The 12,336-nt window shown below is 66.8% G+C and carries 9 protein-coding genes and 1 tRNA gene (1 of these 10 cut by a window edge); 8 read left to right on the top strand and 2 right to left on the bottom strand.

Going from position 1 to position 12,336, the window contains the following annotated elements; all coding sequences use genetic code 11:
* Positions 1-161 precede the first annotated feature (161 nt).
* Complete coding sequence (locus H0B43_RS15000; RefSeq protein WP_185727203.1) at positions 162-1,571, top strand: MFS transporter; 1,410 nt, start codon at positions 162-164, stop codon at positions 1,569-1,571.
* Positions 1,572-1,581: 10 nt separating this feature from the next.
* Here H0B43_RS15000 and H0B43_RS14995 read toward each other — a convergent pair whose 3' ends face one another.
* Positions 1,582-2,478, bottom strand: a complete 897-nt coding sequence (locus tag H0B43_RS14995) for a LysR family transcriptional regulator (protein ID WP_185727204.1) — start codon at positions 2,476-2,478, stop codon at positions 1,582-1,584.
* An 83-nt stretch (positions 2,479-2,561) separates the two neighbouring features.
* On the opposite strand from H0B43_RS14995, the gene H0B43_RS14990 reads away from it, so the two are divergent.
* Positions 2,562-3,476 carry a CoA transferase subunit A gene (locus tag H0B43_RS14990; protein ID WP_185727205.1) on the top strand — a complete coding sequence of 305 codons (915 nt, stop codon included), beginning with the start codon at positions 2,562-2,564 and terminating at the stop codon, positions 3,474-3,476.
* The gene (locus H0B43_RS14985) at positions 3,473-4,255 is read left to right on the top strand and encodes a CoA-transferase subunit beta (protein ID WP_185727206.1); all 783 of its coding nucleotides are present in this window, start codon (positions 3,473-3,475) and stop codon (positions 4,253-4,255) included. Before H0B43_RS14990 ends, H0B43_RS14985 begins: the two co-directional genes overlap by 4 nt.
* A gap of 18 nt (positions 4,256-4,273) precedes the next feature.
* Here the strand turns inward: H0B43_RS14985 and H0B43_RS14980 are convergent, their stop codons facing one another.
* Positions 4,274-6,637: a DEAD/DEAH box helicase gene (locus H0B43_RS14980; protein ID WP_185727207.1), complete on the bottom strand. Its 2,364-nt coding sequence runs from the start codon at positions 6,635-6,637 to the stop codon at positions 4,274-4,276.
* A 397-nt stretch (positions 6,638-7,034) separates the two neighbouring features.
* Here H0B43_RS14980 and H0B43_RS14975 point away from each other — a divergent pair, with 397 nt between their 5' ends.
* The 5 genes from H0B43_RS14975 to H0B43_RS14955 form a co-directional block, all read left to right on the top strand.
* Positions 7,035-7,238 carry a cold-shock protein gene (locus H0B43_RS14975; RefSeq protein WP_005248460.1) on the top strand — a complete coding sequence of 68 codons (204 nt, stop codon included), beginning with the start codon at positions 7,035-7,037 and terminating at the stop codon, positions 7,236-7,238.
* A 140-nt stretch (positions 7,239-7,378) separates the two neighbouring features.
* Positions 7,379-7,963 carry a hypothetical protein gene (locus H0B43_RS14970; RefSeq protein ID WP_073368736.1) on the top strand — a complete coding sequence of 195 codons (585 nt, stop codon included), beginning with the start codon at positions 7,379-7,381 and terminating at the stop codon, positions 7,961-7,963.
* A 137-nt stretch (positions 7,964-8,100) separates the two neighbouring features.
* Positions 8,101-11,019: a type I DNA topoisomerase gene (topA, locus tag H0B43_RS14965; RefSeq protein WP_185727208.1), complete on the top strand. Its 2,919-nt coding sequence runs from the start codon at positions 8,101-8,103 to the stop codon at positions 11,017-11,019.
* Between the two features lie 52 nt (positions 11,020-11,071).
* The gene (locus tag H0B43_RS14960; protein ID WP_185727209.1) at positions 11,072-12,286 is read left to right on the top strand and encodes a DNA polymerase III subunit delta'; all 1,215 of its coding nucleotides are present in this window, start codon (positions 11,072-11,074) and stop codon (positions 12,284-12,286) included.
* Positions 12,287-12,317: 31 nt separating this feature from the next.
* A tRNA-Thr gene (locus H0B43_RS14955) sits at positions 12,318-12,336 on the top strand (it continues 54 nt past the right edge of the window).

The following is a 12,336-nucleotide window of genomic DNA, read 5'->3' as shown; positions in this document are numbered from 1 at the left end:
GCATCACCGCAGCCTGGGAATGGTTTCCCGGAATTATGACCAGATCCGTATCAATTACCCACTCAGGAAGTATTGGACGGCATGGATCTTGTGATGCGAGTCTCACTGGAGCGAGCCGGTTTCCGTCGAAATCGCTCCCCTTTGGCGAGAGAGGGCACTACATGACCACGGCACCACCGAAGCGGACCGACGCCGAGGCGAAGGCGCGGAGAGCGGGCATCGCCTCGTTCATCGGCACCACCATCGAGTGGTACGACTTCTACATCTACGGCACGGCGTCGGCCCTGGTCTTCGGTCAGGTGTTCTTCTCCGACACGCTGCCGGCGGGAATGGGCACTCTGCTCGCTTTCGTCACTCTGTGGGCCGGGTTCCTCGCCCGCCCGATCGGCGGCATCGTCTTCGGGCACCTCGGAGACAAGATCGGCCGGAAGACGACCCTCGTCATCACCCTCATGATGATGGGCACCGCCACCGTAGGTATCGGCCTCCTGCCCTCCTACGCGCAGATCGGGGTGTGGGCACCGGCCGGACTGGTCTTCCTCCGCGTCGTCCAGGGCGTGGCGGTCGGCGGCGAGTGGGGCGGTGCGGTGCTGATCGCCAGCGAGAACGCGCCCAAGGGGAAGGGGATTCTGTACTCGGCCTTCGCCCAGCAAGGATCGCCCGCCGGGAATCTGCTGGCCACGATGGCGTTCTTCCTGCTCTCCGCCATGCCCACCCCCGACTTCGTGCTCTACGGGTGGCGTATCCCGTTCCTGATCTCCGCGGCGCTGGTGATCGTCGGCATGATCATCCGTCTCAAGCTCGAAGAGTCGGACGCCATGAAGACCGTACTGAAGCAGAAGAAGACCGTGGCACTGCCGATCGGCGAGGTGCTGCGCAAGCACTGGGTCCTCGTTCTCCTCGGCGCGGGCGCACTTCCCCTGGCACAGGTGACGTACTTCAAGAACACCTTCGCGTTGTCGTGGGCCACGAGTGAGCTCGGCTACGACAGAGGCACGTTCCTCGGCGCCATCGCGATCGCCCTCGTGGTCCAGTTCATCGTCCAGCCGTTCGGCGCCGTCCTCGTGTCGCGGATAGACATGCGGAAGGCCATGTGCATCATGGTTATTCCCGAGTTCGTCCTGATGCCGGCGATGTTCTTCGCGATCCGCACCGAAAACTTCACGATCGCCGTGGTCGCCATGTGTCTCGCCACCATTCCGCACTCGATGTTCTACGGCGCCATCGCCGGTGTGCTCGCCCGTGCCTTCCCGGCCAACATCCGCTACACCGGCCTCTCGCTCGCGTACCAGCTGTGTTCGCTGGTGGTCGGCGGCGGCACCCCGGTGCTGGCGCAGTGGATGCTCAATTCGTCCGGAAACATCGTCGGTGTCGCCTTCGTCTCGGCCGGGTATGCGGCGGTCTCCCTGATCTGCACGCTGTTGTTGCTGAATCGGACCGGATTCGACGCGCGACGGTTGTCGACCGCCGAGCAGTCCGACGCGGACGAACTGCGATTCGACACCGACCAGGACGACGAGGTGGGCGACGCCCCGAGCGAAGGGCAGGCGCGTGCGACAGCCCACACCTGACCAGCGAATGTCATTCCGGGGTGGGCAACGCCTCCTCGGACAATCTGAGGACCTCCCGCAGCGCGGCGCTGTCATCGTCCGCACGCCAGGCGATCCGCAGTTGCAGGGTGCTCGGACCTCCGGTCAGGGGCAGGAACACCACGTCCGGGTTGTTCACGTTCTCGGCGACGGAGGAGACGGTCAGCGCGCAGCCGACCTCCGCCGACACCAGCGCCATCAGCGCCATCGAGTCCGGCGCGCTCTGCACGATCCGCGGCGTGAAACCGGCATCGTGGGCTGCCCTCTGCAGGGAGTCGCGCAGTGCCGATCCGGGATCGGCGGGCAGCGTCACCCAGGGCTCGCTCGCCAGCTCCTCGATGCGGATGTCGTCCCTGGCCGCGAGCGGGTGGTCGGCAGGCAACGCCACCACGAAGTCCTCGTTGAGGATGACGCGGGACGCGATGCCCGGGGGTGTGAAGATCCACCGGACCAAGCCGATGTCCAGGGTGCCGTCGAGGAGTTTGTTCAGCGCTTCGCTCGCGAAAGCGGAACTGTCCAAGACGAATTCGATTCCAGGGTGGGTGTGCCGGACAAGCTTGGCCCAACGTCCGATGAGGAGGTGGGACGACACTCCGGCGAATCCGATGCGCACTCGGCCGACCTGCCCGCGCCCGGCGGCGGCCACGGCGATCTCCGCGAGCCGGCAGGCATCCAGAATCTCGCGGGCCGGACCGAGCAAGGCCTCGCCGGCGGGCGTGAGTCGGACGTTCCGCGTATTCCTCTCGAAAAGGGTTGCCCCGAGCTGCTTTTCCAATTGCCGGATCGTTCTGCTCAGCGGGGGCTGCGCCGAGTGCAGGCGCTGGGCGGCCCGTCCGAAGTGCAACTCCTCGGCGACCGCGAGAAAGGCAGTGATCTGAGAAATCTCCACGACAGAACTATTGCAGTCCGAGCAACAGAGCTGTCAACACCAGTGAGTGCGGTGAGTGTAATCCGGGCCGAAAGGGCACGACGATGAGCAAAGTGGTCAGCATGGCGGACGCCGTCGGGATGTATGTGGAAGACGGCATGACCGTGTGCCTCGAGGGCTTCTCGCATCTCATCTCGTTCGCAGCCGCGCACGAGATCATCCGGCAGGGGCGGCAGAATCTCACGCTGTGCCGGATGACGCCGGACATCGTGTCGGATCAACTCGTCGCCGCCGGCTGCGTGACCAAGCTCGTGGCCTCGTTCTTCGCCAGCGGTTCGGCCGGCTCGTTACACGAACTGAGGCGCCGGATCGAGCACCACGACCCGGTGGCGCTCGAGGTGGAGGAGTACAGCCACTACGGGATGGTCTGCCGTTATCAGGCGGGCGCCGCCGGCCTTCCGTTCTTTCCGCTGCGGTCCTACGCAGGCAGCGACCTTCCGCGGCTCAACCCCCGGATCCGCCTCGTCGACGATCCCTACGGGGACGGCACGGTGTATGTGGTACCCCCGCTGAATCCGGACGTCACCATCGTCCACGCGCAGCGGGCCGACCGTCATGGCAACGTGCAGATCTGGGGCATATCCGGCGTCCAGCAGGAGGCGGTGTACGCCGCGAAGAAGGCGATCGTGGTGGTCGAGGAGATCGTCGACGACGACGTCGTTCGCTCCGACCCCAACCGCACGTTGATCCCGTCCCACGCGGTCGACGCCGTCGTCGTGTGCCCTCGTGGGGCTCATCCGTCCTACGTGCAGGGCTATTACGACCGTGACTGCGCTTTCTACCGGCGATGGACCGCGATCAGCAAGGACTCCGGATTGCTGCAGGCCTGGCTCAAGGAATGGGTCCACGGCACCGCGAATCATGACGAATACCTCGACAAACTCGGCGGCAACTACTGGGACGACCTCGCCGTCGCGCCTCGATTGTCCGAACCGGTCGATTACGGGAGCAGGAAATGACGACAGCATCAGCCGGAGCGATCTCGGCGACGGAGGTCATCGTGTCCGTCGCCGCCCGCGAACTCGCCGGAAAGGGGCGTGTCTTCGCCGGTGTCGGCCTGCCGACACTCGCCGTCGATCTCGCCAAGCGGACCAGCAACCCGGACGTCGAATTGATCTACGAGTCGGGCGTGTGCGGCGCCCACCCCGCCGCGATGGCCGAGGGGATCGCGGACTCGGTCGTGGTGTCGGGCGCGGAGTCGGTGGTGTCGATGTCGGCGTTGTTCGGTTACGTGCTGCAGGGCGGCAACGTCGACGTCGGATTCCTCGGCGCGGCTCAGATCGACAGGTACGGCAGCCTGAACACGAGCATCATCGGGGAGTGGGACAAGCCGACGGTCCGGTTGCCCGGCGCCGGTGGCGCAGTGGAGATCATGCCCAACGCCGGCGAGATCTTCGTGGTGATGCGCCGGCACGACCCGAGCGCCTTCCCGGCGGAACTCGACTTCTGCACGTCGCCGAGTCCGGTCCGGGCCCGAGAGTCCGGCAACGGAATCATGCCGCGGGGTAGAGGGGTGACGAGGGTGTTCACGAACCTCGGGGTCCTGTCTCGGCAGGGCCCGTTCGACGAGCTCGAATTGGTCAGCGTGCACGAGGGTGTCTCCGTCGACGACGTGCGGGCGCAGACCGGCTGGGAGCTGAGGGTGGCCGACGACCTCACCGTCACCGCCCCGCCGTCTGCCGAGGAGATTCACCTGCTGCGGGATGTGATCGACAAGGTCAGGCTCTATTTGCGCTGAGCGTCTCAGCCGCGGCCCTCACCCGAGCGAATCCAGCACAGCCGTCAGGACACGGATCGCCCCGTCCTTGTCGAGGGGGTCGTTGCCGTTCCCGCACTTCGGCGAGTACACGCAGGACGGGCAACCGGACGTGCATTCGCACGATTCGATGGCCTGACGGGTCGCGCCGAGCCACCGGGAGAGTTCGGCGTGACCGCGGTCGGCGAATCCGGCTCCGCCGGCGTGACCGTCGTAGACGAAGACGGTGGGGAGTCCGGTATCGGCGTGCAACGCCGTCGAGACGCCGCCGATGTCGCCCCGATCGCACGTGGCGACGAGGGGAAGGAGCCCGATCGCGGCATGCTCGGCGGCGTGGAGCGAACCCGGCACGCGTTCGGCCGCGACACCCGCCTGCTCCAGCAGTTCCGGGGTGACGGTGTACATCACGGCGCGGGTGGGGAGGGTGTGTTTCGGCATGTCCAGTTCCACTGCGTCGAGAACCTCGCCCGAAGACAGGCGTCGCAGGTATCCGATCACCTGGTGGGTCACCTCGACCTCGACGAGCGCGACCTCGACCTCGCCGAACTGCTTCTGCTCGAGCACCGACGTAACGGTGATCTCGGTGGTTTCGCGGGCGGATGTCGTCCACTCCGGGTCTTCCGCGTGCACCAGGGCGAGACCTTGGTCGAGGTCGAGTTCATCGACGACGTACGACTCGCCCTGGTGGATGTGCACGGCGCCGGGATGCGCGGTGGCCGGGGCCCGTCCGGTGTCGACGGTCCCGAGCATTCGTCCGGATTCGGACACCACAATCGCCACCTGGGTGCCGATTCCGCCGCGGATATCCAGTGCGCTATGAGGATTTGTCCCGGCGGTGACGAACCAGCCGTGCGCGCGTCGTCGGATGAGGCCCTGCTCCGCGAGTTTCGCGAGAACGTCGAGTGCTCCGAAGGCCTCCGCCTCGGCGTCGGACAGCGGTAGTTCCATTGCGGCGCAGAGTAACTGCGGGCCGAGGACGTACGGGTTGCTCGGGTCGGTGACGGTCGCCTCGACGGGTTTGTCGAGTAGTGCGGACGGGTGGTGGACGAGGTAGGTGTCGAGGGGGTCGTCGCGCGCGACGAGGACCACCAGGGACCCTTCTCCTCGTCGGCCGGATCGGCCTCCCTGCTGCCAGAACGACGCCACCGTCCCGGGGAAGCCTGCGACCACCACGGCGTCGAGTCCGGCGATGTCGACGCCGAGTTCCAGCGCGTTCGTCGTCGCCGCCCCCAGCAGGGTGCCGTCGGCGAGTGCCGTTTCCAGCTCACGGCGATCCTCGGCGAGGTAACCGGCACGATACGACGCGACCCGCGACGACAGTTCGGGATCGATCTCCCCGAGTAGGCGTTTGGTCGCCATCGCGGTCAACTCCGCGCCCCGGCGGGAGCGCACGAAGGTGAGGGTGCGGGCCCCTTCGACCATCAGATCCGCCATGATGCGGGCGGCTTCCGAACCGGCAGGCCGTCGGACGGGGCTTCCGTTCTCCCCGGTCACCTCCCGCATGAGCGGGGGTTCCCACAGTGCGACCGTGCGGGGGCCGTGTGGGGAACCGTCTTCCACGACCTCGGTGCAGGGTGCCCCGATCAGCCGCGACGCCGCCGCTCCCGGATCCGCAGTGGTGGCGGACGCGAGGATGAAGACGGGATCGGCGCCGTACCGTGCGGCGATGCGCCGGAGCCGACGCAGTACGAGCGCGACATTCGAGCCGAAGACGCCACGATAGGAGTGGCATTCGTCGATCACGACGAACGCCAGATTGCGGAAGAAGTGCGCCCACCGCTGATGGGTGCGCAGGAGGGAGATGTGCAGCATGTCGGGGTTCGTGAAGAGCCACCGCGAGTTCTCCCGGGCCCAGTGCCGCACCTCGAGCGGGGTGTCGCCGTCGAAGAGGCACGGGCACGCGCCGCGCAGATCGTCGCCGGCGTCGAGGACATCCGAGTCGATGAGCGACGTCACGGACCGCAGCTGGTCAGCACCGAGCGCCTTGGTCGGGGAGAGGTAGAGGGCGGTCGCCCGCGGATCCGTTGCCAGAGTGGTGAGTACCGGAAGCTGGTAGGCCAGCGACTTGCCCGAGGCGGTGCCCGTCGACACCACGACGTTCGTCCCGCCGTGGGCCAGGTCGGCGGCGACGGCCTGATGGGTCCACGGGCGCGGGATCCCGTTCTCCTGCATGGCCCGGACGACGCTGGGATGCGCCCACGCGGGCCATTCGGAGACGGAAGAAGTCCGGGCCGGCATTTCCGCGGCGAAAGTGAGCGGGTTTTCGTCTCGGGGAACACCCTCGAGGACCCGGTTCAGGAGCGCTCGACCGTATGTTTCGCCCGTATTTCCACTGTCGTGCCGTGGTGAAAACGGTGTACTCACTGAACTCTCCGGGCTGTCGTAGGGGACGGGCGAGTAGCTTCCACACCGCCACGACCTGCGCATTTGATGATAACGAGTGCCCCTTCGGCGTTGTCGCCCGGGGTACGGCCATCACCTGGCGATTCCGCTGTTTCGGGGCTGTTCGCTACAAGATCAACTTTTTGTGTGAATTGTTAGGATTTCGACTGTTGCGTACGCGGAGTTCATGGTTGACTACAACTGGTCGCAGCTTCTGTGTTCGTAGGCTTGAAAGAGTGAACGCTCGCAGGATCGATGTTGCGAACGCGGTGCTCTGCTTTTCCTGAGGGGGAAATCAAGAAGTACAGCGGTCGGAACCGGCCCGGTGGACTGTATGTGCTGTCCGCCGAATCCGGTGGTTAGAAAGAGAAGGAAAAGCATGGCACAGGGCACTGTGAAGTGGTTCAACGCGGAAAAGGGCTTCGGCTTCATCGCACCCGAAGACGGCTCCGCTGACGTCTTCGTTCACTACTCCGAGATCCAGGGCAGCGGCTTCCGCACCCTCGAGGAGAACCAGCGCGTGGAGTTCGAGGTCGGCCAGGGTACCAAGGGGCCCCAGGCTACCGGCGTTCGCGCAGTCTGATTCTGCCGTTCACATTCGTGAACATGTAAATCAGATAGGCGGGGTCCTCGTGGCCGCGTCTGATTCGTCCCCCATCGCCTGAGGCGGTGGGGGACGAATCGTTTTCACGGCAACGGTGCCGTGTCCAAGGGGGTACTTCGATGAGCCAACTGTCCTTCTTTTCCGCGGAGGCGATGCCCCCGGCAGTCACCGACCTGTGTGGCCTTCTCGCAGCGACGGGTCAGGTGGTCACGTCGGCGGGACGTGCGCGCATCTCGATCGTGGTGGACGCGCAGTGGCGTGCGGAGGCGATCGCGGAGTTGATCGCGCAGGCCGGACTCGAGGTCGAGATCACGCGCAGCGACGAGGGCAGCCCGCTGGTTCGGACCGCGTCCGTGGTCGATTTGCGGCCTCTCGCGGACCAGTGGACGAGGGGAGCGGTCAAGGCGGTGCCCCCGGGGTGGGTGCCGTCGGGGCGGCAACTGAGGGTGTGGGCGCTCGCGTCCGGGCGGGGGGAAGCGGAGGGCGAGCGGTTCGTCCTCGGACTCGATCCGCATGCCCCGGATACCCACGCGCCGTTGGCTCAGGCGTTGATGCGGGCCGGTATCGCGCCGACTCTCATCGGTACTCGGGGGTCCGGTCCGGGACTCCGGATCTCGGGTCGGCGTAGGCTCGGCAGACTCGTCGAGAGCATCGGCGAGGCTCCCGGAAATGTGGACGACCGTACCGGTTGGCCCCACGTGTAGAGCCGCGTAGACGGTACTGATCTGCGAGGATGGGTTCCGGGTATGTCACTCTAGTAATAGGCGAACCGGGTATAAAAGGGTTTGTCTGCACAACTGTCGAGTGGCAGCGATCGACTTCAGGAAGGCTCGGGCTTCAGGTGGCTAAAGGGGACAACGGCAGTGCACAGGGTGCGGCGGGAGCGTCCGGCCAGCCTCGCCGCCTCGTGATCGTCGAGTCGCCGACCAAGGCCCGCAAGATCGCCCCGTACCTCGGAAAGAACTATGTCGTCGAGGCGTCGGTGGGTCACATCCGCGACCTTCCGCGCGGTGCCGCCGATGTGCCGGCCAAGTACAAGGGTGAGCCCTGGGCGCGGCTCGGTGTCAACGTCGACCAGGATTTCGAACCTCTCTACGTGGTCAGCCCGGAGAAGAAGTCCAAGGTCACGGAGCTGAAGAGCCTGCTCAAAGACGCCGACGAACTCTTCCTCGCCACCGACCCCGACCGCGAGGGCGAGGCGATCGCCTGGCACCTCCTCGAGACGCTCAAGCCGAAGATCCCGGTTCGCCGTATGGTCTTCCACGAGATCACCGAGCCGGCCATCCGTGCCGCGGCCGAGGACACCCGCGAACTCGACAACGACCTGGTCGACGCACAGGAGACCCGCCGCATCCTCGACCGTCTGTACGGCTACGAAGTGAGCCCGGTGCTGTGGAAGAAGGTCATGCCGAGGTTGTCGGCTGGCCGCGTGCAGTCCGTCGCCACCCGGGTCATCGTCCAGCGTGAGCGCGAGCGGATGGCGTTCCGCTCGGCGTCCTACTGGGACATCTCGGCCACCCTGGACGCCGGCGCCGACGCCAGCCCCCGCAGTTTCGGCGCGCGTCTGGTCAACGTCGACGGCTCGCGAGTGGCTACGGGCCGCGACTTCGGTTCGGACGGTCAGCTGAAGACCGGCACCGTCACGGTTCTCGACGAGGCTCGTGCGCGGCGCCTGGCCGAGTCCCTCGCCGGCGTCGATCTCACGGTCTCGTCCGCGGAGAGCAAGCCGTACACCCGCAAGCCCTACGCGCCGTTCATGACGTCGACGCTGCAGCAGGAGGCGGGCCGCAAGCTCCGGTTCACGTCCGAGCGGACCATGCGGATCGCGCAGCGACTGTACGAGAACGGCTACATCACTTACATGCGTACCGACTCGACGACGTTGTCGTCGTCGGCGATCGCCGCCGCCCGCGCGCAGGCCACGGAGTTGTACGGCGCCGAGTACGTTCACGACACGCCGCGCCAGTACACGCGCAAGGTCAAGAACGCGCAGGAGGCACACGAGGCCATCCGCCCCGCCGGCGACGTGTTCCAGACGCCCGGTCAGCTGCATTCCCGCCTCGACACCGACGAGTTCCGTCTGTACGAGCTGATCTGGCAGCGCACCGTGGCGTCGCAGATGGCCGATGCACGGGGCACGACGCTGACCCTGCGGATCACCGGGACCGCGGGCACCGGCGAGGAGTGCACGTTCTCCTCCTCGGGTCGAACGATCACGTTCGCCGGATTCCTGAAGGCGTACGTCGAGAGCGTCGACGAAGAGGCCGGCGGTCAGTCGGACGACGCCGAGTCGCGGCTGCCGGTGCTCGTCGAGGGCCAGGCGGTCACCGCCACGAAGCTCGATCCCGACGGTCACACCACCAACCCGCCTGCCCGCTACACCGAGGCGAGCCTGATCAAGACCCTCGAAGAGCTGGGCATCGGCCGTCCGTCCACGTACTCGTCGATCATCAAGACCATCCTCGATCGCGGATACGTCTACAAGCGCGGCAGCGCCCTCGTCCCGTCCTGGGTGGCGTTCGCCGTCATCGGGCTGCTCGAGATGCACTTCGGACGGTTGGTCGACTTCGACTTCACCGCCGGCATGGAGGACGATCTCGACGCGATCGCCGGTGGCCGGGAACAGCGGGGCAATTGGCTCAGCAGCTTCTACTTCGGCGGCGATCACGGAGCCGAGGGGTCGGTTGCCCGTGAGGGTGGGCTGAAGAAGATGGTCGGCGTCAATCTCGAGGAGATCGACGCCCGCGAGGTCAACTCGATCCGGCTGTTCGACGACGCCGAGGGCCGGGAGGTCCACGTCCGCGTCGGACGATTCGGTCCGTACCTCGAGCGGATGGTCCAGAACCCAGACGACCCCGAGGGCGACCTCATCTCGCAGCGGGCCAACCTGCCCGACGACCTCCCGCCGGACGAGCTGACGCCCGAGTATGCGGACAAGCTGTTCTCGACGCCGCAGGAGGGGCGCAAGCTGGGCGTCGACCCACTGACCGGCCACGAGATCGTCGCGAAGGAGGGCCGCTTCGGCCCGTACGTCACCGAGATCCTGCCCGAGCCGGAACCGGAGCCCGAACCGGCCGTGGTGCCGGTGACCGACGAATCGGCCGACGGTACGACCAAGACGAAGACGGCCGCCAAGAAGGCGCCGGCGAAGAAGGCAGCGAAGAAGGCCGCCGGTCCCAAGCCGCGGACGGGTTCGCTGCTCAAATCGATGGACCTGGCCACGGTGACCCTCGACGACGCGCTCAAGCTGCTGTCGCTGCCCCGCGTGGTGGGTGTCGATCCGGAGTCCAAGGAAGAGATCACCGCGCAGAACGGACGCTACGGCCCGTACCTGAAGAAGGGAACGGATTCGCGGTCCCTCGCCACCGAGGACCAGATGTTCACGGTGACCCTCGACGAGGCCCTGAAGATCTATGCGGAGCCCAAGCGGCGCGGACGCCAAGCCGCCGCCACCCCGCCGTTGCGTGAGCTGGGTGTCGACTCGGTCAGCGAGAAGCCGATGGTGATCAAGGACGGCCGATTCGGGCCGTACGTGACGGACGGCGAAACCAACGCCAGCCTCCGCAAGGGCGACGAGGTGGAGTCCATCACCGACGCCCGCGCCTCGGAACTGCTCGCGGATCGTCGTGCCCGTGGCCCGGTGAAGAAGAAGGCCGCCGCGAAGAAGGCGCCTGCCAAGAAGGCGGCGAAGAAGACCGCTGCGAAGAAGGCGCCCGCCAAGAAGGCGGCCGCGAAGAAGGCTGCGGACAAGAAGGCGTGAGCCGGTACCGCGGGCCGGCCGGGATGTCGCACGAGCCGGTTAGGCTGGCGCCGTGACGGTATTCGACCGGTTGGTGGGCCAGGCGGACGTCGAGACCGAACTGACGGCCGCGGCCACCGCGGCCCGTCGTGGAGTCGGTGCGATGGGCTCCGCGATGACGCATTCGTGGCTGTTCACGGGCCCGCCCGGATCGGGTAGGTCGGTGGCCGCACTGTGTTTCGCCGCTGCCCTGCAGTGCACGAGTGACGGCACTCCCGGCTGCGGCGTATGCCATGCCTGCACCACAGCGATGGCCGGCACGCACGGCGACGTCCGGCAGGTCGTCCCCGAAGGCCTGAGCATCAGCGTCAAGGAAATGCGTGCCATCGTCCAGACCGCCTCCCGCCGGCCGAGTACCGGACGCTGGCAGATCGTCGTCGTCGAGGACGCGGACCGGCTCACCGAGGGCGCGGCCAACGCTCTTCTGAAGGTGGTCGAGGAGCCGCCGGACCGCACCGTCTTCCTGTTGTGTGCGCCCTCGGTCGACCCGCAGGACATCTCGGTGACGTTGCGATCGCGCTGCCGGCACATCCATCTCGTGACGCCGTCGGCCGATTCCATCGCGACGGTGCTCCGTGAGCGGGATGGTCTCGATCCCGCCGACGCACAATTGGCGGCCTCGATCAGCGGCGGACACGTCGGACGGGCCAGGCGACTTGCGACGGATCTGAACGCCAAGGTGCGTCGCAAGGACGCTCTGGACCTCGCCGTCGCGGCACTGCGACCGGCAACCGCATTCGCCGCAGCGGAGGATCTGGTGCGGTCCGCGGACGCCGAGGCCAAGGAGATGAGCGCTGCTCGGGACGAGCAGGAGACCGAGGAGTTGCGCACTGCGCTGGGTGGGGGCGGCACCGGCAAGGGTGCGGCAGGAGCCCTTCGTGGCTCGGCCGGGGTACTGAAGGATCTCGAGAAGCGGCAGAAGTCGCGAGCCACCCGCACGGGGCGTGATGCGCTCGATCGCGCACTGGTCGATCTGGCCGGCCTCTACCGCGACGCGCTCGCCGTCGCATGGAAGTCGACCGCGGCCGCGAACCATCCGGACATGGCTGATCGAGCCGCGGACCTGGCCTCGCGAACCACCCCGGAAGGCCTTCTGAAGTGCATCGAAGCGGTGCTCGAGTGTCGCGAGGCGATCACCGTCAACGTCAAACCGCAGTGGGCGGTCGACGCCATGGTGGCAAGTCTCGGGGACGCGTTCAGGGAGCCGTTTTCGCATACTGGGGGTTGAGGCGCTAGACTCGCCACCGCCGAAAGGCACCGCTGCCTTAGCTCAGTCGG

The sequence above is a fragment of the Rhodococcus sp. 4CII genome (assembly GCF_014256275.1).
GTDB classification, from domain to species: Bacteria; Actinomycetota; Actinomycetes; order Mycobacteriales; family Mycobacteriaceae; genus Rhodococcus_F; species Rhodococcus_F wratislaviensis_A.
The sequence above is the reverse complement of the archived record's forward strand: the minus strand, read 5'-3'. Positions and strand labels throughout refer to the sequence as shown.

Excerpts from the sequence above, each read along its gene's own strand:
- H0B43_RS15000 (WP_185727203.1), top strand. The coding sequence starts at position 162 with ATGACCACGGCACCACCGAAGCGGACCGACGCCGAGGCGAAGGCGCGG.
- H0B43_RS14990 (WP_185727205.1), top strand. The coding sequence starts at position 2,562 with ATGAGCAAAGTGGTCAGCATGGCGGACGCCGTCGGGATGTATGTGGAA.
- H0B43_RS14985 (WP_185727206.1), top strand. The coding sequence starts at position 3,473 with ATGACGACAGCATCAGCCGGAGCGATCTCGGCGACGGAGGTCATCGTG.
- H0B43_RS14975 (WP_005248460.1), top strand. The coding sequence starts at position 7,035 with ATGGCACAGGGCACTGTGAAGTGGTTCAACGCGGAAAAGGGCTTCGGC.
- H0B43_RS14970 (WP_073368736.1), top strand. The coding sequence starts at position 7,379 with ATGAGCCAACTGTCCTTCTTTTCCGCGGAGGCGATGCCCCCGGCAGTC.